Annotated in this window: 22 protein-coding genes; 8 read left to right on the top strand and 14 right to left on the bottom strand. The window is 66.4% G+C overall.

The annotated features are described in order from the left end of the window. Window positions 1-16: 16 nt before the first annotated feature. A complete protein-coding gene (locus RZV17_RS14225) occupies window positions 17-1018 on the bottom strand; it encodes a KpsF/GutQ family sugar-phosphate isomerase (RefSeq protein ID WP_355604378.1) in 1002 nt (333 codons plus the stop codon). A gap of 53 nt (window positions 1019-1071) precedes the next feature. Here RZV17_RS14225 and RZV17_RS14220 point away from each other — a divergent pair, with 53 nt between their 5' ends. From RZV17_RS14220 to RZV17_RS14210, 3 genes are all read left to right on the top strand, one after another. Then, window positions 1072-1299, top strand: coding sequence for a BolA family protein (locus RZV17_RS14220; protein WP_046964476.1), 228 nt, complete (start codon window positions 1072-1074; stop codon window positions 1297-1299). Between the two features lie 232 nt (window positions 1300-1531). Next, window positions 1532-2806, top strand: coding sequence for a UDP-N-acetylglucosamine 1-carboxyvinyltransferase (gene murA / locus RZV17_RS14215; RefSeq protein ID WP_355604375.1), 1275 nt, complete (start codon window positions 1532-1534; stop codon window positions 2804-2806). Continuing rightward, entirely contained in the window at window positions 2803-3126 is a 324-nt protein-coding gene (locus tag RZV17_RS14210; protein ID WP_047693841.1) for a hypothetical protein, read from the top strand. The genes murA and RZV17_RS14210 overlap by 4 nt, the downstream gene beginning before the upstream one ends. 535 nt (window positions 3127-3661) lie before the next feature. Here the strand turns inward: RZV17_RS14210 and RZV17_RS14205 are convergent. The 6 genes from RZV17_RS14205 to purM all read right to left on the bottom strand — a co-directional run bounded on the left by RZV17_RS14205 (window position 3662) and on the right by purM (window position 8143). Then, entirely contained in the window at window positions 3662-4348 is a 687-nt protein-coding gene (locus tag RZV17_RS14205) for a DUF3108 domain-containing protein (RefSeq protein ID WP_039404650.1), read from the bottom strand. A 2-nt stretch (window positions 4349-4350) separates the two neighbouring features. Further along, window positions 4351-5178, bottom strand: a complete 828-nt coding sequence (locus RZV17_RS14200; RefSeq protein ID WP_355604371.1) for a DUF3108 domain-containing protein — start codon at window positions 5176-5178, stop codon at window positions 4351-4353. Window positions 5179-5242: 64 nt separating this feature from the next. Next, the gene (purN, locus tag RZV17_RS14195; RefSeq protein ID WP_355604368.1) at window positions 5243-5911 is read right to left on the bottom strand and encodes a phosphoribosylglycinamide formyltransferase; all 669 of its coding nucleotides are present in this window, start codon (window positions 5909-5911) and stop codon (window positions 5243-5245) included. After that, on the bottom strand, window positions 5898-6515 hold the full coding sequence (locus RZV17_RS14190) for a DUF2238 domain-containing protein (RefSeq protein WP_355604365.1): 618 nt from the start codon (window positions 6513-6515) through the stop codon (window positions 5898-5900). The genes purN and RZV17_RS14190 overlap by 14 nt, the downstream gene beginning before the upstream one ends. Before the next feature lie 22 nt (window positions 6516-6537). Continuing rightward, the gene (locus RZV17_RS14185; protein ID WP_355604362.1) at window positions 6538-6996 is read right to left on the bottom strand and encodes a hypothetical protein; all 459 of its coding nucleotides are present in this window, start codon (window positions 6994-6996) and stop codon (window positions 6538-6540) included. A 13-nt stretch (window positions 6997-7009) separates the two neighbouring features. Then, window positions 7010-8143: a phosphoribosylformylglycinamidine cyclo-ligase gene (gene purM, locus RZV17_RS14180; protein ID WP_179454331.1), complete on the bottom strand. Its 1134-nt coding sequence runs from the start codon at window positions 8141-8143 to the stop codon at window positions 7010-7012. 22 nt (window positions 8144-8165) lie between these two features. Between purM and RZV17_RS14175 the strand changes: the two genes are divergently transcribed. From RZV17_RS14175 to hda, 3 genes are read left to right on the top strand one after another with little or no spacing between them, the layout of a single operon-like run. Further along, window positions 8166-9278, top strand: coding sequence for a DUF2066 domain-containing protein (locus RZV17_RS14175; protein ID WP_179454329.1), 1113 nt, complete (start codon window positions 8166-8168; stop codon window positions 9276-9278). Beyond that, complete coding sequence (locus tag RZV17_RS14170; protein ID WP_039404666.1) at window positions 9275-10441, top strand: AI-2E family transporter; 1167 nt, start codon at window positions 9275-9277, stop codon at window positions 10439-10441. Before RZV17_RS14175 ends, RZV17_RS14170 begins: the two co-directional genes overlap by 4 nt. After that, the gene (gene hda / locus RZV17_RS14165) at window positions 10438-11139 is read left to right on the top strand and encodes a DnaA regulatory inactivator Hda (protein WP_355604359.1); all 702 of its coding nucleotides are present in this window, start codon (window positions 10438-10440) and stop codon (window positions 11137-11139) included. Before RZV17_RS14170 ends, hda begins: the two co-directional genes overlap by 4 nt. 289 nt (window positions 11140-11428) lie before the next feature. Here hda and murU read toward each other — a convergent pair whose 3' ends face one another. From murU to RZV17_RS14145, 4 genes are all read right to left on the bottom strand, one after another. Further along, complete coding sequence (gene murU, locus RZV17_RS14160; RefSeq protein ID WP_355604356.1) at window positions 11429-12139, bottom strand: N-acetylmuramate alpha-1-phosphate uridylyltransferase MurU; 711 nt, start codon at window positions 12137-12139, stop codon at window positions 11429-11431. Continuing rightward, window positions 12136-13155: a phosphotransferase gene (locus tag RZV17_RS14155; protein WP_355604353.1), complete on the bottom strand. Its 1020-nt coding sequence runs from the start codon at window positions 13153-13155 to the stop codon at window positions 12136-12138. Before RZV17_RS14155 ends, murU begins: the two co-directional genes overlap by 4 nt. A 47-nt stretch (window positions 13156-13202) precedes the next feature. Continuing rightward, window positions 13203-13475, bottom strand: a complete 273-nt coding sequence (locus RZV17_RS14150) for a GlsB/YeaQ/YmgE family stress response membrane protein (RefSeq protein ID WP_039404677.1) — start codon at window positions 13473-13475, stop codon at window positions 13203-13205. 509 nt (window positions 13476-13984) lie between these two features. After that, window positions 13985-15478, bottom strand: a complete 1494-nt coding sequence (locus RZV17_RS14145; RefSeq protein ID WP_039404680.1) for a M20 family metallopeptidase — start codon at window positions 15476-15478, stop codon at window positions 13985-13987. A 157-nt stretch (window positions 15479-15635) separates the two neighbouring features. Here RZV17_RS14145 and RZV17_RS14140 point away from each other — a divergent pair, with 157 nt between their 5' ends. Together RZV17_RS14140 and RZV17_RS14135 are read left to right on the top strand one after the other, a co-directional pair. Next, window positions 15636-16010: a helix-hairpin-helix domain-containing protein gene (locus tag RZV17_RS14140; RefSeq protein ID WP_005993268.1), complete on the top strand. Its 375-nt coding sequence runs from the start codon at window positions 15636-15638 to the stop codon at window positions 16008-16010. Window positions 16011-16314: 304 nt separating this feature from the next. Next, window positions 16315-17058 carry a HutD family protein gene (locus tag RZV17_RS14135; protein WP_355604350.1) on the top strand — a complete coding sequence of 248 codons (744 nt, stop codon included), beginning with the start codon at window positions 16315-16317 and terminating at the stop codon, window positions 17056-17058. Window positions 17059-17067: 9 nt separating this feature from the next. On the opposite strand, the gene RZV17_RS14130 is transcribed toward RZV17_RS14135, so the two are convergent. From RZV17_RS14130 to RZV17_RS14120, 3 genes are all read right to left on the bottom strand, one after another. Continuing rightward, a complete protein-coding gene (locus tag RZV17_RS14130) occupies window positions 17068-18687 on the bottom strand; it encodes a flavodoxin domain-containing protein (protein ID WP_355604347.1) in 1620 nt (539 codons plus the stop codon). Then, a complete protein-coding gene (locus tag RZV17_RS14125; protein ID WP_355604344.1) occupies window positions 18684-19658 on the bottom strand; it encodes an FAD:protein FMN transferase in 975 nt (324 codons plus the stop codon). The genes RZV17_RS14130 and RZV17_RS14125 overlap by 4 nt, the downstream gene beginning before the upstream one ends. Window positions 19659-20019: 361 nt before the next feature. Further along, window positions 20020-20823: a DUF4198 domain-containing protein gene (locus RZV17_RS14120; protein ID WP_355604341.1), complete on the bottom strand. Its 804-nt coding sequence runs from the start codon at window positions 20821-20823 to the stop codon at window positions 20020-20022. Window positions 20824-20883 lie beyond the last annotated feature (60 nt).

The raw sequence follows: 20883 nt of genomic DNA, 5'->3' as shown, positions 1-20883 counted from the left end.
TTGAAAACTGAACCTGTTAAACCACCTTGGCGCGCAACAGGTCGTGAATGTTCAATGCGCCGACCGCGCGCTGTTGTGCGTCCACCACGATCAGGCCGTTGATCTTGTAGTCCTCCATCAGCCGTGCGGCCTCGGCGGCGAGCTGGTCGGCGCCGATGGTGCGCGGGTTGCGCGTCATCACCTCGGCGATGCCGGCATTGCGCACATCGATATCGCTGTCCAGGGCGCGGCGCAGATCGCCGTCGGTGAACAGGCCGATCAGCCGGTCCTGGCCATCGACCACGGCGGTCATGCCGAGGCGCTTGCGGCTCATTTCCATCAACGCCTCGCTCAGGCTGGCGTCCTCGCGCACGCGCGGCAGGTCGTCGCCGGCGTGCATCACGTCGGTGATATGCAGCAGCAGCCGCCGGCCCAGGCTGCCGGCCGGATGCGAGCGCGCAAAGTCGTCGGCGGTGAAGCCGCGGGCATCGAGCAGTGCCACGGCCAGCGCATCGCCCATGGCCAGCGAGGCGGTGGTGCTGGAGGTTGGGGCCAGGTGCAGCGGGCAGGCTTCGGCGGAGACGCTGACGTCCAGGTGCACGTCGGCGGCCTGGGCCAGGGTGGAACCTGCGCGCCCGGTCATGGCGATGATCGGGTTGCCCTGGCGCTTGAGCACCGGCAGCAGCATGCGTACTTCGTCCGATTCGCCCGAATACGACAGCGCCAGCACGATGTCGGCCTCGGTGATCATGCCCAGGTCGCCGTGGCCGGCCTCGCCCGGATGCACGAAGAACGCCGGGGTGCCGGTCGATGCCAGGGTGGCGGCGATCTTGCGTGCGATATGTCCGGACTTGCCCATGCCGGTAGCCACCACGCGCCCGCGCGAGGCCAGCACCAGCCGGCAGGCGGCAGCAAAGTCGCTGCCGATCCGCTCGCCCACGCTGGCCAGTGCGTCCTGCTCGATCTGGAGCACGCGCTTGCCGCTGGCGACCAGGCTGGCGTCGCTGACGGTGGCGATGGGCAGGGGCGAGACAGCCATGCAGGACTCGGGTGAAGAGTAGAATGTGCGCTCATTTTATGAGGAAACGCCCTTTGGACGCCGAAACCATCCGTAAACTCATCGAATCCGGCTTGCCTGAAGCCCGCGTCGACGTGCACGGCGACGATGGCGTGCACTTCGAGGCCACCGTGGTCAGCCCCGCATTTGCGGGCAAGGCCCCGCTGGCGCGCCACCGCATGGTCTACGCGACCCTGGGCGAGCTGATGGGCGGGGCGATCCACGCGCTGCAGCTCAAGACGCTGACCCCCGAGGAAGGCTGAGCCCGGCAACCGCGCTCGCCGCCAGGCGGCCCGGGCCGGGACGGAATCGGCAGGCAGCTGCATCCTCGGCTCCCTGGCTTGGGTCCACGATCACCTCGTGTCGGTGTCCAGCGCGTCCAGGCAATGCCCAGCGTGGCGCTCGGTCTCCCGGTCTCAGCGCCGTTCGCCTAAAGGCCGTCCGGCCGCACCTCCTTCCCCCGACATACCCTTACTTCGGACTTCTCAGATTCCCATGGCAAAAATCGTAGTGACCGGCGGCCAAGCGCTGCACGGCGAAGTCAATATTTCCGGCGCCAAGAACGCCGTGCTGCCGATCCTGTGCGCCACCCTGCTGGCCGACGCGCCGGTGGAGATCAGCAACGTGCCGCACTTGCACGACGTGATCACCACGGTGAAGCTGCTCGGTGAGCTGGGCGCCGAGGTCACCATCGACGAAGGCACGCTGGCCAAGGGCCGCTCGATCCTGGTCGACCCGCGCTCGGTGACCCATCAAATCGCCCCGTACGAGCTGGTCAAGACCATGCGCGCTTCGATCCTGGTGCTGGGTCCGCTGCTGGCGCGCTACGGCACCGCCGAAGTCTCGCTGCCCGGCGGCTGCGCGATCGGCTCGCGCCCGGTGGATCAGCACATCAAGGGCCTGCAGGCGCTGGGTGCCGACATCAGCGTGGAGAACGGCTACATCAAGGCCACCAGCAACGGGCGGCTCAAGGGCGGCCGCTACGTCTTCGACATGGTCAGCGTCACCGGCACCGAAAACGTGCTGATGGCGGCCGTGCTGGCCGAAGGCACCACGGTGCTGGAAAACGCGGCGATGGAGCCGGAAGTGACCGACCTGGCCGATTGCCTGATCGCGCTCGGTGCGCAGATCGAAGGCGCTGGTACCCCGCGCATCGTGGTGCAGGGCGTCGAGCGTCTGGGCGGCGGGCACCATGCGGTGCTGCCGGACCGCATCGAAACCGGCACCTTCCTGGTCGCTGCAGCCATGACCGGTGGCAGCGTCACCGTGCGCCGCGCACGTCCGGACACCCTGGATGCGGTGCTGGACAAGCTCACCGAAGCGGGCGCCAGCATCACCACCACCGCCGACAGCATCACCCTGGACATGCACGGCAAGCGCCCGCGTGCGGTCAACCTGACCACCGCGCCATACCCGGCGTTTCCCACTGACATGCAGGCGCAATTCATGGCGCTCAACTGCGTGGCAGACGGCGTAGGCGTGATCAACGAAACCATCTTCGAAAACCGCTTCATGCACGTCAACGAGCTGCTGCGCCTGGGCGCGGACATCCAGGTCGAAGGTCATACCGCCATCGTGCGCGGTGCCGAACGCCTGAGCGGCGCGCCGGTGATGGCGACCGATCTGCGCGCCTCGGCATCGTTGATCCTGGCCGGCCTGGTGGCCGACGGCGACACCACCATCGATCGCATCTACCACCTGGACCGTGGCTACGAAAACATCGAGGAGAAGCTGGGGGCGCTGGGCGCGACCATCCAGCGCAGCGCATGATCCTGCGCGGCCGTTTCACCACCCGACGCAAGATCCTGCTGGGCGTGATCGTGCTGATCCTGGCGTGGCTGGCCTATGCATGGAGCGTGGGCATGGCCATCACCCAGGGCGTCGAGTTCAAGGACATGGACTGGAACGGCGACGGCACCGCCAGCCGCAACGAGATCGCGCAGTCGTTCTATGCGGTGGCGGTCAAAAAGACCGTCGAAGGCAAGCGCCATTGCGACCTGTTCTATTGGCGCGGCACGGATGAGCAGATCCGGGTGGACTGCCGCACCGTATTTACGACCGGCGACGACAAGGCTGCCGGCAAGCCTTGAGAAGCGCTCGGCCTTGGTTGAAAGAGCGATTGCGGAGCCGCTGATCTGCGGCTCCGCTGGATGGCCCTTGCCCGCCCACCATTGCAGGACACGCTGTACGTACGTCCTTGTAGCCCTGGCGCGACATCCATGCCGCTCAGGGTCCCGCAATGGTGCGCGGGCAAGGACCAGTCGAGATGGCTGGTGTACAAGGTTTCAATAAGCAGCCAGCGAACCGCGCGACTTGGTGTTGTCGCTTTTCTCCCAAACCATCAGCCAACTATCTGGTGCGGTGTCCTTACCGATTGCGGGACCGTTGGCGGCATGGATGCCGCCAACGAGCCCCCATGGATGGGTTAACGGCGTGTCCCGCGAGCGGTGAGGGCGCCGCGCACTCGACGCTGCGCCTTTGCTGCAGGGCCCTTGCCCGCCCACCATCGCGGGACGCGCTGCAAGTACGTCCGTGTAAGCTCTGGCGCGGCATCCATGCCGCTCAAGGTCCCGCGACGGTGGGCGGGTAAGGACCAGTCGAAATGGTCGGATAAGCGCAGAGCGCTCAGCGCAGCAGCGACTTGATGGTCAGGTCCAGCGCGTCCTGGCCCTTTTCCTTCTGCAGCAGGCGCGCCGGTACCGGCAGGTCCTTGACCACCCAGGCGATCAGTTCCTTGTCGCCATCCACGCGCGAGACCTTGGTGGCCTGTTCCTGTTTGCCGTTGACGGTGATGGTTTCCTTGCCGACCACCTTGTAGCTCATCGGCTTGATGCGGCCTTCGTCCACCATGCGGTAGTTGAGCGGCTTGCCGGCGGCCAGATCGCGGGTGATTGCCAGGTTGATCAGCAATGCGTCCATATCGCCAGGCTGCAGCTTGACCGGACCGCGACGGTCCGGCTTGATGTCGCCGCCCCAGGTGGCCTGGCTGGTTTTCCAGTCGTAATTGGCGGTGACGTTGCGGCGCTTGACCATCATCGACGAGGTGTCGTTGCTGCTCACCGGGCGCAGTTGGCCGTTGGCTTCCTCGAACACCGTGCTCTGGGTCAGGTTGGCCAGCTGGTTCTGGATGGTCAGCGTGTAGCGCCACTGATTGGCGCCGGCCGCGGCCAGGGTCATGGTGCCGTTGGCCTGCATACCCATGTAATTGGCCGAGTAGTCGGCCTGGAAGGGCTGCACGGCAAACGCCGGCAGGCTGGCCACGGCCAGGGCAGCGGCGGCGATCAATGCGCTGGGGCGGAAAGAGAATGTCATGGTCAGGCTCCTTGGTATTCGACCAGGCGGAGATCGACCTGATCCTCACCTTTGTCACGTTGCAGGATGCGCACCGGGGTCGGAACCCCGTTGGCGATCCAGAGGATGGTTTCGTTGTCGCCGCCGTTGACGCGATACACGCGCAACGCGTCGTAGCTCAGGTCGCCGACCTGCACCACCTCGGTGGTGTCGGCGGCGCGGTAGTCGTACTTGCGCACCTTGCCCACATCGACATAGCGATAGCTCAGGCTGCGGCCGGGCTGCGCGTCGCGCATCAGCGACAGGTTCAGGGAGAGCGCGCTCTGGTCGCCGCGCTGCAGCGGAATCGGTTGTTGGCGTTCCTTCTTCAGATCGCCATCCCATTGCGCGGTGCCGGCCTGCCAGTTGTAGACGCCGGTGACCTTCTTGCCGAAGAACACCGCCTTGCGCACGGTGCTCTGGCTCAGCGGCACGTAGGTGTCACCGTCGACACGGAACACCGTGCTCTGCTCCAGGTTCAGGCCCAGGATGCTGGCAAAGCCTTTACGGCCGCGTACCGACATGTCGATGCGCCACTGGCTGCCGTCGCCGTGGCTGACCTGCATCGTGGCGTCGCCCGCTTCCTTGCCGCGATAGAACGCCTGATAGGTCGCCACGAACGGCTCCAGCGGTGGCGGCGTCCAGGTGCTGGCGGGCAGGGTGGCGGCAGACGCCGGTGCCGCCGCAGCAGGGGCTACCGGCGTTGGCTGGGCGGGCGCGGGGACTTGGGTGGCCTGTTGCGCGCGGCCGGGGCCGGCCTGGGTGAGCAGGGCGGTGGTCAACAGCGCGGCGGCGATCGGAAGGACGTTCATGCGCTGATTGGGGCACAGGGCCCACAAGGATGTCCGAGGCAGGATGAGGGGGGCGTCTGCGCATTCAGGCGAATGCGGTGTCAGCGGACTCTAGTCGTAGTGGCGTAAACAGGCACTGACCGTCGAGGTGGACCGCATCGCCGTGGATCTGCACACGCCCACTGGCCAGCAGGTCGAGGGTGGCAAGCAGCAGCGGATGCTCGCGGGCCAGTACACGCGCAGCCAGCTGGTCGGCACGGTCCCCAGGCAGCACCGGCACGCGGGCCTGTGCGATCACGCTGCCGGCATCCAGCTCGGGCACCACCAGATGCACGCTGGCGCCATGTTCGGCATCGCCGGCTTCCAGCGCGCGCGCATGGGTGTGCAGGCCGCGATACTTGGGCAGCAGCGACGGGTGGATATTGAGCATGCGGCCGGCAAAGCGGCGCACCAGCGGCTCGCCGAGGATGCGCATGTAGCCGGCGCAGACGATCCAGTCCGGCTGCACGGCGGCGATCGCATCGCCCAGCGCCGCATCGAACGCATCCCTGTCGGCAAACGCGCGTGGGCTGGCGCTCCAGCGCCGTGCCGCCTCCACCTTCTGCAGGGCCGGCGCCTGCGGGCGATCGGAGAACACCCCGACCACGTCTGCGCGCAGGCGCCCGCTGGCGATGGCATCGAGCATGGCCTGCAGGTTGCTGCCGCGGCCGGAGGCCAGTACGGCCAGGCGGAGCGGGGCGTCAGTTGCGTGCATTGAGCAATGTCCTCACCACGGGGTAGGCTGCCAGGCTGCCGAGGGTGGCCAGCAGCATGTCGGTATGCGCATCCCAGGGGTCGCCCTGCTGGCCGTTGTAGGCTTCGGCGGCCTGCGGCGACAGCAGCAGCGCAATGCCCCATTCGAACCACTCGTAAATCAGGCTGACGCACATGATGCTCATCACCGTCAGCGCGAAGGCCTGCCGCCGTGTCAATCGCGGCCATCGCCGCACCGCCAGCTGCATCACGGCCGGGGTAAAGCACAGCCCGAACAGCAGATGGATCAGCCGGTCGAAATGATTGCGCGTCCAGCCGAACGTCGCAGCAGGCGACCAGTGCAGCAGCTGCCGGCTCCAGTGTTCGTAGGGCACGTTGGAATACAGCCAGCGTGCGCCGATGCAGTGCATGCAGATGAATATGCAGATCGCTGCAAAGGCACCGGTGTCCATCGGCCAGCGACGGTCGACACCTACCAGCGCAATCAGCCCGGCCACGGTCAACGTACTGTGCAGCGCCTGCTCGAGCGGCCACAGCGGGGCGAGCCAGCTTGCTGCAAACACTGCCAGCGTGGCGACCAACGCGGCCAGCTTCGGACGGCGCATGGCGCGTGGGCTCGCCTTCATTTCAACCTGCGGCAGGCGCAGCGCCGAACAGTGCCTTGACCTGGGGGCGCAGCAAGGTGACCAGCGTGAAGACTCCAAGCACGGTCCCGAACGGCATGAAGCTGCAGGAGATGCCCGCCACGATCAGACAGAGCAGATGCCGCCGGCGCTGGGCGATGCAGCGCCCGGCATAGGTCATGAACCCGGCCAGAGTCAGGCCGCCGGTGATCAGGGTGGCGGCGAACACCACGAAGATCCAGCCGAACAGGCGCATCTCGGCAGGTGCGGGTTCCCCATTGCTGCCCTGCATTGGCAACTGCCCGGTGACAAGGGCCAGCCCCATGACCAGATGGATCAGCGGGAACAACGAAAACAGCCCGGTGATGCCGGCCAGCACGTAATGAAAGATTGACAGCAGCTTGAGATGCTGCAGGTCATCGGCGCTGGCCGACGGAGCCGGCAGGGGTGGGGAAGCGTCCATGCGAGGTTCCTGGTCAGCCGATCTGCACGCGTTCGTCGCCGTGCGCGGCGACCACCTGGCCGATCCGCCAGTGGGCGAGCGACTGGCCATCCAGCGCCTGTTCCAGCGCCGCCGCCTGATCGGGCGATGCGACCAGCACGAATCCGATCCCGCAGTTGAAGGTGCGCCACATTTCGGCATCGGCCACCGCCCCTTCGCGCTGCAGCCAGGCGAAGACCGGCGGCAGGGTCCACGCCTTGGCATCGATCTCCAGGCCCAGGCCATCCGGAATCACGCGAATGATGTTTTCGGTCAGCCCGCCGCCGGTGATGTGCGCCATGGCGTGGATCGATTCGCCATGCGATTTCAGCAGCGCCAGCACCGGCTTGACGTATAGCGCGGTGGGCGCCATCAGCGCGTCGATCAACCTGGTGCCATCGTCCAGTACGTGTTCGGCCGGTGCGCCGGCACGCTCGTAGATCTTGCGGATCAACGAATAGCCGTTGGAATGCGGGCCGGAAGACGCGATGCCGATCAGCACGTCGCCGGCGCGTACCTGTGCGCCGTCCAGCAACTGCGACTTTTCCACCGCACCGACGGTGAAGCCGGCCAGGTCGTATTCGCCGGGCGGGTACATGTCGGGCATTTCGGCGGTTTCGCCGCCGATCAAGGCGCAACCGGACAGCTCGCAACCGCGTGCAATGCCGCCCACCACCGCAGCCGCAGTGTCCACATCCAGCTTGCCGGTGGCGAAGTAGTCCAGGAAGAACAGCGGTTCGGCGCCCTGCACCAGCACGTCGTTGACGCACATGCCGACCAGGTCGATGCCGATGGTGTCGTGGCGGCCCAGTTGCTGTGCCAGCTTGAGCTTGGTGCCCACGCCGTCGGTGCCGGAGACCAGCACCGGCTCCTTGTACTTGCCGGACAGGTCGAACAGCGCGCCAAAGCCGCCCAGGCCACCCATCACCTCCGGCCGGAAGCTGCGCTTGACCAGCGGCTTGATGCGTTCGACCAGGGCGTTGCCGGCATCGATGTCGACGCCTGCGTCGCGGTAGGTCATGGGCGAGGGAGTAGAAGGCGTTGGGCTGGTCACGGGCGTGGGTGGCTCGGCAGTAAAGGCGGCGATTTTAACAGCCACGTTGGCGCTAGCGCCCCATTCGGGCAACAATTCACCCGGATACGCCTACGCCATGGAACCGTCGATGCGCCGCAGTCTCGCTTTCTTTCTCGCCCTCGTGGTCGCCATGCCCGCCGTTCCGGCCTTTGCGCAGGCCGATCTGCGTACCGAAGGCGACGTCGCCAAAGCGCAGAGCGCCTACGATGCCGAAGTGCCGGTCAACAGCCAGAGCGAATCCGATCGCCCCGGTGCCCTGGCGCGCGCGCTGGGCGCGGTGCTGGGCAAGGTCTCGGGCGATCGCTCTGTGATGAGCCGCCCGGGGGTGCCGCAGGCGCTGCGCAATGCGCCCAATTACGTCGAGCACTACGACTACCGCCAGGATCAGGGCACTTCGCGCTCCGGTGCGCCGACCTTCCGCACCACCCTGGTGGCACGGTTTCGGCAGTCCGATGTCGATGGACTGATCGCGGCGCTGGGCCTGCCGGTCTGGCCGCTGCCGCGGCCCAAGCCGGTGCTGTGGCTGGCCATCGATGACGGCAGCGGTCCGCGCCTGGTCGGGGTTGCCCAGGCCAATGCTGCCCGCAGCGTGCTCGACCGCGCCATCGAGCGTGGCTACCGGCTCGGTCTGCCGGGTGGCGCCGCTGCCGAGCAGGTACTGGCCGGTGCGATCTGGCGCAAGGACACCGCCGCGGTGTCGCGCGCCTCGGCCAAGTACAGCCCGCCGATGCAACTGATCGGCAAGCTCTACCGCAATGCCGCCGGCTGGACCGCAGACTGGGTGTTCGTGGACAACGGCAATGTGTTGTCCAGCTGGACCAGCAGCGATGGCGATGCGCGGCGTGCGATGGCGGCTGGGGCCGACGGGGCGGCCGATGCACTGGTCAAGCGCTATGCCAAGCGCGTGGACTCGGGGGTGCCGGGCGTGTACCGCGCGGTGATCACCGGCATCCATAGCGCCGACGACTACCTGCGGGTTGCCGCTGCGCTGCAGGGCGTGTCGGTGGTGCGCAGCATCCGCCCGGTCAGCGCCAATGGCGACCGCATGGAAGTGGATCTGGAATTGCTCACGGGCATTTCCGGGCTCAACCGTATGCTCGGCGACACTAGTCCCCTGGTCTCGGTGTCGGTCCCGACCGAGGGCCCGATCATTCTCGAAAACGAGCACGCCGAGTACCGCCTGAAATGACTTTGACTCCCGAAGCCGAGATCGCCTTATTCCTGCGTCGCCTCAAATGGGCGGCGGTGATCGTCGGTGTGCTGTGGGTGATCTCGCTGCTGGCGCCGATCCTGACGCCCTTCGTGCTGGCCCTGCTGCTTGCGTGGCTGGGCGACCCGCTGGTGGACCGCATCGAGCGCGCCGGGCGTTCGCGCAATGTGGCGGTGGCCCTGGTGTTCGTGCTGGCCACGCTGTTGTTCGTGCTGGCGCTGATGATCCTGGTACCAATGATCGAACGCCAGATCATGACCCTGATCGATGCGCTGCCGCAGATGCGCGCCTGGGCGATCAGTACCGCCATCCCGTGGCTGGAAGCCAAGACCGGCGTGGAGCTGATGGGCTGGCTGGACCCGGAGCGGCTGATCGACTGGATCCGCAGCCATTGGGAACAGGCCGGCGGTGCCGCCAAGACCTTCTTCGGCTACGTGTCGCGCTCGGGCTTTGCGATGGTGACCTGGGTGATCAACCTGGCATTGCTGCCGATCCTGGCGTTCTACTTCCTGCGTGACTGGGACCGGCTGGTCGAGCGCGTGGCGGCGGTGATACCGCGTGCCTACATCGGCACGGTGAGCCGGTTGGCGCTCGAATCCAACGACGTACTGGGCGGCTTCATTCGCGGCCAGTTCCTGGTGATGCTGGCGTTGGGCGCGATCTATGCCACCGGCCTGTCCATCATCGGGCTCAACCTGGGGTTGTTGATCGGCATCATCGCCGGTTTCATCAGCTTCATTCCGTACCTGGGCGCGACCACCGGCATCGTGCTCGCGCTGCTGGCGGCCATCGTGCAGGCGCAGGGCCTGGACCTGAAGCTGCTGATCGGCGTGGGCGTGGTGTTCACCGTTGGCCAGTTGCTGGAAAGCTACGTGCTCACCCCGCGCATCGTCGGCGACAAGATCGGCCTGCATCCGGTCGCAGTGATCTTTGCGGTGATGGCCGGCGGCCAGTTGTTCGGCTTCCTCGGCATGTTGCTGGCATTGCCGGTGGCGGCGGTGGCCAATGTGCTGCTGCGCTATGCGCATGAGCAGTACACCCGCAGCGACCTGTATGCAGGCGAGCGGGCCGGCATCGTGCTGCAGTCCACGCCCGAGCGCAGCATCATCATCGACCCGAGCAAGGACGCAGATCGGTCGTGAGCGTGCCGCAGTTGCCATTGGCGTTGCGCGCGCCATCCGACCAGCGTTTCGACAGTTATATCGCCGCGCCCGACGGCCTGCTTGCGCAGTTGCAGGCGCTGGCCGCCGGACAGGTGAGCGACTGGCTGTACCTGGCCGGTCCTGCCGGTACCGGCAAGACGCATCTGGCACTGGCGGTGTGCGCTGCGGCCGAGCAGGCCGGGCGCGCAACGGCGTATCTGCCCCTGCATGCGGCCGCTGGACGGCTGCGCGACGCGCTCGAAGCGTTGGAAGGGCGCAGCCTGGTCGCACTGGATGGCGTGGGCAGCATTGCCGGGCAGCGCGACGACGAAGTGGCGCTGTTCGATTTCCACAACCGTGCGCGCGCGGCCGGCATCAGCCTGCTCTACACCGCCCGGCAGATGCCCGATGGCCTGGCCCTGGTCCTGCCGGACCTGCGCTCGCGCCTGTCGCAATGCATCCGCATCGGTTTGCCGGTACTCGACGATGCCGCGCGCGCGGCGGTGCTGCGCGACCGCGCGCAGCGGCGCGGCCTGGCTCTGGACGAGGCGGCGATCGATTGGCTGCTGACCCATAGCGAGCGCGAACTGGCCGGCCTGGTGGCTTTGCTGGATCGGCTGGATCGCGAATCGCTGGCCGCCAAGCGCCGCATCACGGTGCCGTTCCTGCGGCGGGTGCTTGAGGATCGTGGGGCTTAGAGCAGTCGGCAGGATGACTGCGCTCGTTGTCCGGGAGGCGCGGTGTGCCTTGCTCTTCCCGGCTGCGCGTCTATCTGCAGCGCTCAGGCTGTCGGAGCACAACGCCTAGAGCTTACAGAGCGTAGGGTCTGGGACTCTGCTGCAAGGACCCGTCGGGATGGTTGGTGCGCATGGATGAGAGTAGGTGCGACGGCCCTCGGGTTGGCTGCAAGGCCCGTCGAGATGGTCGGCGTGGGTGATTCACGCAATGTGCAGTGCGCGGCCGGACATTGTAGCGGTGTGGTTGCGATCAGCCGCGGTCACGCAATAACTGCGCATCCAGGTCCGCCAGCCGCTGCGGCGTGCCGACATCGGTCCAGCGCCCGGCATGGTGGATGCCATCGATCAAGCCTGCTGCCATCTGCGCGCGCAGGATCGGCGCCAGCGCAAACCGCGGCGCCGTGCTGCCCTGTGCTGGCAGCGGGCCAATCACCGATGGCCAACCGCGTAGCAACGCCGGCCGATAGACACCGATGCCGGCGTAGGTATGCGTAGCAGGGAGATCGGCGCGTACCTTGCCATCGGCGTCCAGCGCGAAATCCGCACGCGCTGCATATGCAGGTTGGTCGACCAGCACCAGCTGCGCCAATCCCTCCGGCGCACGCGACAGGCGGGCAAAATCGAAATCGGTCCAGATGTCGCCATTGACCAGCAGAAATGGTGCATCGCCCAGCAGCGGCAGCGCGTGCAGCATGCCTCCGCCGGTTTCCAGTGGCGTCGCACCTTCGTAGGAATAGGTCAGCCGTAGACCGAACGCGCTGCCGTCGCCCAATACCTGGGGAAACTGCTCGGCCAGCCACGAGGTGTTGATCACCACCTCGTCCACGCCCAGTGCCGCCAATTTGCGTAAATGCCACACGATCAACGGCGTGCCGCCGACGGATAGCAGCGGCTTGGGCGTGCGCTCGGTGAGCGGGCGCATGCGCTCGCCGAATCCTGCGGCAAAGATCAGCGCTTTCATGCGGTGACCTGCTGCACGCGTGCTGCCAGTGCGGGCTTGATCACCTCGTCCAGCAGGCCGAGCAACGGCGCAAGCTCGGTGTAGCGGGGCAGTACCTCGTCCAGATACGTGATGAAGCGCGGCACGTTCTCCAGATACCAATGCTTGCCGTCGCGATGGCTCAGCCGCGAAAAAATACCCAGATTCTTCAGATGCCGTTGCACGCCCATCCAGTCCGCATCGCGCAGAAATTGCGCCAGCGGCGGTACCGGTAATCCGGCCGCACTTGCGCGCGCGTGGTAGCGCTGCAGCCAGCCGTCCACGCGGGCAATCGGCCAGCTCACCGAGGTGTCCTTGAACAGGCTGATCGGGTCGTAGCCGATCGGGCCGATCACGCAATCCTGAAAGTCCAGCACTGCCGGGCCATCGGCCACCGGCATCAGATTGCGCGGCATGAAATCGCGATGGGTGAACACGCGTGGCTGCGCCAGGGCGTTGTCCATCAAACGGCGCTGTACCAACTGCAGTTGCTCGGCATGGCCACAGTCCAGCTGCACGCCGAGATGGCGTCCCAGAAACCATTCCTCGAACAGTCCCGCATCGCGTTGCAGCAGCGCCTCGCCGAACACTCCGCTGTCGGCAGGCGGCGGGATCTGCTGCAGCAACAGCAACTGCGCGATGGCACCATCGATCAGGTCATCGGCGTTGGCGTCGGTCAACACCTGCGCCAACGTCGGCACGCCCAGATCCTCCAGCAGCAGGAATCCGCTCTCCAACTCCTGCGCCAGCACCTGCGGCACGCGCACGCCGTGCTCATGCAGCACGCCGTGCATGCGCAACCACGGCGCTACATTTTCCAGCGCTGGTGGCGCGTCCATCACGATGCGATCGACGCCACTGCCCTGCGTGCGCCAGTAACTGCGAAACCCGGCGTCCATGGATGCGCGCTGCAGCGTGGCGTGTGAATCGTTGAGGGCCTGGCGCGCCCAGTGCAGGCGCAGCGCGTCGCGTGCAGTGTCCGAAGGTGATGACGTCATGTGTTCTGAGCTGTCGTGTCGTGGTGGGTCAGGCGCGCGGGCAGCGCTCAGCGTTTGCTGCCGCTGAACAACCGCAGCAGCGCGAGGATGGCGATGGCACCGAGCAATGCGCCAAGGAAACCGGCCGGCTCGCCTGCGCGGTACCACCCCATGTAGCGCCCAAACCAGCTGGCAACCACTGCGCCGGCGATCCCGAGCACGATGGTCAGCAGGCAGCCCAGGCGCTGGGTACCGGGCGTGATGAAACGCGCCAGCAGCCCGACCACAAAACCGACCAGCAGGATGTAGAGCCAGCTATCGCTACCAAACAGATTGTTCATCGCAGCACCGCGAGTGGACGGGATCGGCAGCCTAGCATTTCGGATGTCGCCACCTGGCGCAGCGGGCGCAGGAGCGACCGCGCCGATGCAACGGCTTCAGAGAGCATAGGGATCGGCTTCTGCCGCTGTGCGCTCTTGATTTCGTGCGAAGCCATCTCCCCGACCAGTCGCCTCCCAGGAGATATGTCCGCTGAAAAATGTCGCGGATGAAGTTTGCAAACCTAACGGCATCGCAGGCGACGCTTCAGGGGGAAAACAACGGCTCTGCATCGGCCAGCCACTGCCAAATCCTCCCCGACGAGCAGATCCTAAGCCCCTCTCCCATCGGGAAAGGGGGTGGGGTGAGGGTACGGGGCCAGGCGACGCGTGACGTCAGGCAGCCAAGTCGCACCAGGAGCCTGCTCGCCAACCAGCCAGCCCACCAACCACGCAAGAACCCGCACAAACCGCCACTCAGCTTTCCCATCAACCGATGCAAGCCAACCGCATGCATCGGTTCAACCGCTAACTCAACAGCAACCATGACCCCCATGCCGGGTGCCGCTATCGGCCGCCACCGGCGAGCCACTGGTTTCCCCGCGCAGACAGGCCGCGTGATGGTCGGCGATCACCTTCGATACGCAGGCGGTGACGCGCTTGCCCATCGGGATGTGCAGAAACTCGTTCGGACCGTGTGCGTTGGAGTGGGGCCCCAGCACGCCGGTGATCATGAACTGCGCGCCGGGGAACTTCTCGCCCAGCATGCCCATGAACGGAATCGAGCCGCCTTCGCCCATGTACATTGCCGGCTTGTGAAAAAACGCCTGGCTGGCGTCGTCGATGGCCTTTTCCAGCCACGGCGCCATGGCCGGTGCATTCCAGCCGGACGAGGCCTTCTCCAGCTCCAGTGTGACCTGAGCGCCGTTGGGCGGATCGCGCAGCAGCGCTTCCTTGAGCAACTCGCCGCAGGCCTTGCCGTCGGCCGTCGGTGGCAGCCGCAGCGACAGTTTCACCGCCGTCTGCGGACGCAGCACGTTGCCGGCGGAGGCCAGCGGCGGCATGCCGTCTACACCGGTGATCGACAGCGCCGGGCGCCAGGTGCGGTTCAACACCAGCTCGGTGAGGTCCTCATGCATCGGCACCAGGCCATCGACCATCGGGAACTTGTCGAAAATGGCGGTATCCAGCGTTGCCGCTGCAGCCTTGGCCTGGCTCAGTCGTTCCGCCGGCACCTCGACATGCAGGCCGTCCAGCAGGATGCGGCCGCTGGTTTCGTCTTCGATGCGCGAGAGCAGCTGACGCAACAGCCGGAAGCTGGACGGCACCACGCCGGACGCATCGCCGGAGTGCACGCCTTCTTCCAGTACCTTCACCGTGAGGTTGCCGCCGGTCAGGCCGCGCAACGAGGTGGTGCACCACAGCTGCTCGTAATTGCCGCAGCCCGAGTCCAGGCAGACCACCAGCGACGGCTTGCCGATGCGCTGTGCCAGGTGGTCCACGTAGGCCGGCAGGTCGTAGCTGCCGGACTCTTCGCAGGCCTCGATCAGCACCACGCAACGCGCGTGCGGCAGGCCCTGCGTGCGCAGTGCCAGGATGGCCGCCAGCGAGCCGTAGATGGCGTAGCCGTCGTCGGCGCCACCGCGGCCGTACAACTTGTCGTCGCGCAGTACCGGCTCCCAGGGGCCAAGGTCGGCATCCCAGCCGGTCATTTCCGGCTGCTTGTCCAGGTGCCCGTACAGCAACACGGTGTCATCGCCCGATTCCGGGCCGGTGGCCGGGATCTCGATGAAGATCAACGGCGTGCGGCCTTCCAGGCGCACCACCTCGACCTGCATGCCGTCGATCGCCTGTGCCCGCGCCCAGCTTTCCATCAGGGTGACGGCCTGCTCCATGTATCCGTTGGCCACCCAATCGGTGTCGAACATCGGCGACTTGTTGGGAATACGGATGTAATCGACCAGTTGCGGGACGATCTCGCGGTCCCAGGTGTCGCTAATGAATTGGTCGATCTTGGCGCTGTCCATGGAGGCTCCGAATGCGTGACGTAGCGGCACATTCTACGCCGGTGACATGGGGTAGGGATTTCCCTACAAGGCGGCGCGCAGTTCACCGGCTGTGTGAAAAGTTCGTTGGCGATAGGATTGCTGCATGTGGCGCGGGACACTGGCTCCGCCGGCAGGAATGCTGGCTAGGACCATCACCCAAGCCACAAGGAGCGTTGCAATGAAGTCATTTACCGTAGTCCTGAAGTCCCTGCTACTGGCGTTGCTGTTGTCCTCAAATGCGTACGCGCTTGAGAAGGTCGATATCAATACCGCGTCTGCTGAGGAATTGGACAAAGTGCTGACGAACGTCGGGCGATCAAAAGCCGAGGCAATCGTCGAGCACCGTCAGGCAAACGGTCCCTTCAAAAGTGCCGAGGAACTGGCACTGGTCAAGGGCATCGGACTCAAGACGGTCGAACGGAATCGCGACCTGATCGAGGTAGGAGCCACGATGGCTCCCGCCAAGAAGGCTGCCAAGGGGGCGGCGGTGAAACCGGTGGGACGGCGTTAAGGGGAAGGGATCCGAGATACGGTTCGACGCGAGGATGCGTGGCCGCAACCTAACTGGACAGGATGTCTGGGGGATGGCTGGAAGCCGACAAGGACGTGGAATCGCCCGGTGTTGCACTTGGATGTGCAGCCGGGCGTTTTTCGTTGGGGCAGGCTGAACTGGTGGCTCCGCGGAAACTGGTCCACTCCATGAGCGGGGGCCGGGCAGGGCGGGGCAGGCAGGGCATGGCAGCTGCGATGTCTGCTTGCCTGGCCGCCGAGGGCGGGTGACGCTGTGACGGCAGGGCTTCGGGCACAATGCGCCGATGCAGCTGACAGACCTGAGCAGCCGGGTGATTCCGGTCACCGACTACCGCCGCGAGCGCTGGCGCAATCAATTGGGGTGGACGCGCGAGATCCTGCGGCTTGGGGACGCCGAGCACTGGGCGCTACGCCTGTCGATCGCCGAGATCGAGCAGGACGCTGTGTTTTCTGCGTTTCCGGGCGTCGACCGCGAACTGGTGCTGCTGCACGGTAACGGCATGCGGCTGCAGTTTGGCAACGGCGAGCACGCCGCCGATGGTGATGCGGGCCATGGCGATGCTGCAGGTGCAGATGCAGATGCAGATGCAGGCAGAGATACAGGTCAGAGCGGCGACCTTCTGATCGACGCGGCTGCTGGCGTGGCCTCCCCTCGTGCAGGCCGTCGTGTGGCGTTGCTGCCGCCTTACCAGCGCGTCCGATTTGCGGGCGAAGAGACGGCGAGTGCCGAACTGCTCGACGGGCCGACCCAGGACTTCAACCTGATGTGGCGGCGCGATCTGGTGCGGACCGAGCTGCTGCATCGGCCCCTGGTCGGCACCATGCTGTTTTTCGCCGACCCTTCCAACGCCTGGGCGATCCATTTGCTGGCCGGTCAGGCCAGTTTTGGCCGCGATAGTGCGCTGCCGCCGTTGGCGGCCGGCGATACCGCCTGGCTGAGCGCCGCGACACGCAGTCGCTACGTTCTGGATGGCGGTGGCGAGTTGCTGGCGATTCGGGTGAGCCCGTATCCGGGCGCGGCCGAGTAGGCCACAGGTTCAGTACACGTCGCGGCGGTAGCGGCCGCTGTCCAGCAGCGCCTGTCTGAGTTCGGTTCCTAAAACGGTGTCGAGTGCGCGATCCACCTCGGGTGCCATGCCGCGCAGGCTGCCGCAGAGATAGAGGCAGGCGCCGCGGTCGACCCAGTGGCGCAAGGTGTCGGCAGCGGCGGTGAGTACGTGTTGTACGTAGCGCAGCGCGGCGTCCTGGTCGCGCGAGTACACCAGATCGAGGCGGGCGATCCAGCCCTCACGGCACCACTGCTGCAATTCTTCGGCGTAGAGCGCGTCGTATGCGGCATTGCGTTCGCCAAAGATCAACCAGTTGTCGCGCGCGCCCGCTGCAATGCGTGCGACCAGGTGCGCGCGCAACCCGGCGATGCCGGTGCCATTGCCGATCAGCAGCACGGGGTGCTCCGGTGCCGGTGGATGAAAGCCCGGATTGCTGCGCACACGCAACGCGATGTGCGCACCGATCGGCGCATGCAGGCAAAGCCAGCCGCTGCCGACGCCTGGGCGTCCATCGGCCTGCCGGTGTTCGCGGATCAGCAGTTCGGCGTGTCCTTCCTCGGGGATCGATGCCAGCGAATACTCGCGATGCGGCAACGCAACCAGGTTGTGCACCAACACGTCGAGGTCTGCATTGAATATCGCGGCATCGGCATCGGCATCTTTTGGCAAACGCGCGCCGCCGAGCCAGTCGCGCAGCGGGCGGCCGTCGATCATCCGCGCGCCATCGCATCGGTGCCGCTGCAGCCAGGCCTCCACCTGCTCCGGCGGATTTTGCGGGGCGATCTCGGCGATGTCGCCAGCCTGCCAGTGCGGCAGCGGTCCCTCGCAGGGCGTGAGCCGAAGCCGATGGACCGGGGCGCCGGCACTGCCGGAATTGACGTGGCAACGGTCGCGCAGCTGCCAGGCGGCATAGGTCGGCAGGCTCCAGTTCGGCTGCGCATCGAGCGCGGGTGTGAGTGCTGTCAGATGGTGCTGCCACCGTTTCAGCGCAAGCGGGTCGGCATTGTCGACCTCGATGCGCTCGAACAGACGGACGCCGCCACGCGCCTGCAGGCGATGATCGAGACGACGACCGAACGCGCAGAACTGCGCGTATCGCCGATCGCCCAGTGCCAGCACCGCGTACTGTACGGCTGCCAGATCCTGCCCGTCGTCGCTGAGCCAGTCGCGCTCCGCTACCTGTGCGTGATCCGGCGCATTGCCCTCGCCGGTGGTGCTGACGATGCACAACAACCGCGGTACGCGCGTCAGTTGCTCTGCACTGACCGCCTCCAGCGGCAACGCGTGGGCGCCAATGCCTGCCAACTGGAATGCCGCTGCGCTGCGTTCGGCAAGCTCGCGTGCGAACCCGGTCTGGCTTGCCCACGCGATCAGCAGGCTGTTGCCGCGTCCGTGCGGCGCACCGGTCCGCCTGCGGCGGCGGAGGAAGATGGCGGTGCACAATCCTGCGTAGCTCGCCACGCCAAGGCCGGCCCACTGCCAGCGATGCGGAGTGGGCGCGCTCCACCATGTGCCAGCATGCAGGCTGGCAAACCATGCACCCAGTGCGGCCAGGGCGAGCAGCAGCGCGCCATTGCCAAACCAGATGCGGGCAGGTGCGCCGCTCATGACGCCGCCAGGTGCTGCTCGAACGCGGGGCTCATCGCTTCGCTCAGGGCGCCGTCTTGTCGGGTCAGAAAGCGCACGGCCAGGTTGGCGTTGCGTGCGTAGGCCAGGCCGGCATCGGCGCCGAGGACGGTCATCGCAGTGGCCCAGGCATCGGCATGCATCGCATCGTGCGCGAGCACGGTCACGGCAGCGGGCGCATGCGCGATCGGGGAACCCGTGCGCGGGTCCAGCGTGTGCGTGTAGCGCGTTCCCTCGGCGTCGAAACGGTGCCAGCGATCGCCGGAAGTGGCCACGGCCAGTCCGTCCAGGGCGACTACGCGGGGCGGCAGTGCAGCGCCAGCCTCTTCATCGGGCGCGGATTCGACCAGCACGCGCCAGGCGCTGCCATCGGGCTTGCGTCCATAGCCGAACAACTCGCCGCCGACCTCGATCAGGGCGCTGGCGATATCGGCCTTGATCAGCGCGTGGTGCACACAGTCCACGCCGAATCCCTTTGCGATGCCGGACAGGTCCAGCGACACGGCACCTGGCTGTAGCAGCCGCTGGCCATCCAGCTCCAGTCGCTGCCACCCGCAACGCAGGCTGGCCAATGCGATCTGCTCGGGGGAGGGCACGCGTCGCCGGCCGCCGGAAGGGCCAAAGCCCCACAGTTCGACCAGCGGCCCGATGGTCGGGTCGAACGCGCCACCGCTGGCCTGCGCGATCTGCAGTGCGGCGTGCAGCACGCGCTGGAAATCCTCGGGCAAGGGATGCCAGCCTCCCGCAGAAGCGCGGTTGTAGCGGCTGATGTCCGAGCCCGCTTCCCAGGTGCTCATCTGCGCCACCACCCGGTCGAGCGCAGTCTGGATGCCTGCATGCAGGGGATGCAGGTCGCGCGTGCGTGGCGCCACCAGCTTCACGCTCCAGGTGGTGCCCATGCTGCGGCCGCCCAGGGTGGCAAGCGTTGCGTCTGCGGGAGTCGGTGAGTTCATACGTGGACTGGTGGGCGGGCGCTGCGGCAGGAACGCCATGGTGAGGTGCGGCGCAGCCGATTGCATCCGTATGTTGGCGGTTCGGCGATCAATGCCCTCTGCTGTGCGCAGCATCCCAGCATCCCCGCGTGGACCGTTGCGACGCGGACGGTAGCGGGGGGCGAAAGGCTCCCTCGTGCACGGTCCTGGTATGTCACCAGAACCGTTGCGCGCGCTGCCGTCACTGCGGCCAAGACAGATGGCAAGCAGTCGCCAGTTGGGCATCGACGCTGCACAGGAGCCGAAAGTGCACGAGGACAGACAGATGCCGAGCACCAACCGCGTCTGCCGGATGGGCGCGCAGCAATGGCGTCAGCCGCTCTTATTGCGGCAGCACTTCCAGCGTTGCCACATAGCCCAGGCGACGCTGCTTGGCCTGCGGCAGCGAGGTCCTGGTGTCTTCGCTGGTGGTCTCCAGCCAGTACATGCCCGCTTCCGGCCAGGTCACGCTGAAGTTGCCCTTGGCGTCGGTCTTGAGCTTGATTTCATGTTGCGCATCGCGATAGCGGGTGCCGCCACGCACGATTTCGATCTCGAGGCCGGCTGCCGGCTTGCCATCCAGCTGCAGGGTGAACTGCGCCGCTTCGCCGGCCACCAGGTCATTGGGGTGGGTGACCGGTAGCAGCTCGATGCCCTTGCCGGTGGGCTTGAATACGGTGGTGGTGGGTGCGCCGCGGGTGACGAAGGTCTCTACGCGGTTGAGCGATTGCGAGACCTGCAGCTCCTGCGCATTTTTCGGCACTTCGGTGGCGAAGCTGGCTTCGTTGCCACGCCAGCGCTTGGGCTTGCCGCCTTCCTTCCAGCTGGCGAACAGGCCGGCGTTGACGATGCCGAGCTTGTAGGTGCCCGGCTGGGTGAGTTGCAGGTCGAACACGCTGCGGTATTTGCCGGTTGCCGGATTTTCCGGCTTGAGCGTGCTGCCGTCCGGCGCAGTGATGCTCAGGTTGTCCAGGCGCAGCGGCACGTGATTGAAGTAGAACAGGTCGTTGGAGACCGCCGCATCGACGGTGATCCACGGGGCTTCCCCGGCCAGCACGGTCTGCGACGGCAGCAGCCAGGCCTTGTGGGCCAGCGCGCTGACAGGAAGTGCGGCAAGCATGGCGATCAGGGCGAGCGAACGTGTCATGACAACTCCTTGAAGACGATAAGGTCGAGGGGGCGCGTGGTTGAGCAGCACGCTGCGGCG

The sequence above is a fragment of the Xanthomonas cannabis genome, from assembly GCF_040616535.1.
Taxonomy (GTDB): domain Bacteria; phylum Pseudomonadota; class Gammaproteobacteria; order Xanthomonadales; family Xanthomonadaceae; genus Xanthomonas; species Xanthomonas cannabis.
The sequence above is the reverse complement of the archived record's forward strand: the minus strand, read 5'-3'. Positions and strand labels throughout refer to the sequence as shown.

What these genes read in the sequence shown, in the direction of transcription:
- murU (WP_355604356.1), bottom strand. Translation starts at nt 12,139, where the DNA reads ATGAAAGCGCTGATCTTTGCCGCAGGATTCGGCGAGCGCATGCGCCCG.
- murA (WP_355604375.1), top strand. Translation starts at nt 1,532, where the DNA reads ATGGCAAAAATCGTAGTGACCGGCGGCCAAGCGCTGCACGGCGAAGTC.
- RZV17_RS14150 (WP_039404677.1), bottom strand. Translation starts at nt 13,475, where the DNA reads ATGAACAATCTGTTTGGTAGCGATAGCTGGCTCTACATCCTGCTGGTC.
- RZV17_RS14155 (WP_355604353.1), bottom strand. Translation starts at nt 13,155, where the DNA reads ATGACGTCATCACCTTCGGACACTGCACGCGACGCGCTGCGCCTGCAC.
- RZV17_RS14185 (WP_355604362.1), bottom strand. Translation starts at nt 6,996, where the DNA reads ATGGACGCTTCCCCACCCCTGCCGGCTCCGTCGGCCAGCGCCGATGAC.
- RZV17_RS14130 (WP_355604347.1), bottom strand. Translation starts at nt 18,687, where the DNA reads ATGAGCGGCGCACCTGCCCGCATCTGGTTTGGCAATGGCGCGCTGCTG.
- RZV17_RS14170 (WP_039404666.1), top strand. Translation starts at nt 9,275, where the DNA reads ATGACTTTGACTCCCGAAGCCGAGATCGCCTTATTCCTGCGTCGCCTC.
- RZV17_RS14125 (WP_355604344.1), bottom strand. Translation starts at nt 19,658, where the DNA reads ATGAACTCACCGACTCCCGCAGACGCAACGCTTGCCACCCTGGGCGGC.
- RZV17_RS14200 (WP_355604371.1), bottom strand. Translation starts at nt 5,178, where the DNA reads ATGAACGTCCTTCCGATCGCCGCCGCGCTGTTGACCACCGCCCTGCTC.
- RZV17_RS14175 (WP_179454329.1), top strand. Translation starts at nt 8,166, where the DNA reads ATGGAACCGTCGATGCGCCGCAGTCTCGCTTTCTTTCTCGCCCTCGTG.
- RZV17_RS14210 (WP_047693841.1), top strand. Translation starts at nt 2,803, where the DNA reads ATGATCCTGCGCGGCCGTTTCACCACCCGACGCAAGATCCTGCTGGGC.
- RZV17_RS14140 (WP_005993268.1), top strand. Translation starts at nt 15,636, where the DNA reads ATGCTGGCTAGGACCATCACCCAAGCCACAAGGAGCGTTGCAATGAAG.
- RZV17_RS14225 (WP_355604378.1), bottom strand. Translation starts at nt 1,018, where the DNA reads ATGGCTGTCTCGCCCCTGCCCATCGCCACCGTCAGCGACGCCAGCCTG.
- RZV17_RS14120 (WP_355604341.1), bottom strand. Translation starts at nt 20,823, where the DNA reads ATGACACGTTCGCTCGCCCTGATCGCCATGCTTGCCGCACTTCCTGTC.
- RZV17_RS14135 (WP_355604350.1), top strand. Translation starts at nt 16,315, where the DNA reads ATGCAGCTGACAGACCTGAGCAGCCGGGTGATTCCGGTCACCGACTAC.
- purN (WP_355604368.1), bottom strand. Translation starts at nt 5,911, where the DNA reads ATGCACGCAACTGACGCCCCGCTCCGCCTGGCCGTACTGGCCTCCGGC.
- RZV17_RS14145 (WP_039404680.1), bottom strand. Translation starts at nt 15,478, where the DNA reads ATGGACAGCGCCAAGATCGACCAATTCATTAGCGACACCTGGGACCGC.
- RZV17_RS14190 (WP_355604365.1), bottom strand. Translation starts at nt 6,515, where the DNA reads ATGCGCCGTCCGAAGCTGGCCGCGTTGGTCGCCACGCTGGCAGTGTTT.
- RZV17_RS14205 (WP_039404650.1), bottom strand. Translation starts at nt 4,348, where the DNA reads ATGACATTCTCTTTCCGCCCCAGCGCATTGATCGCCGCCGCTGCCCTG.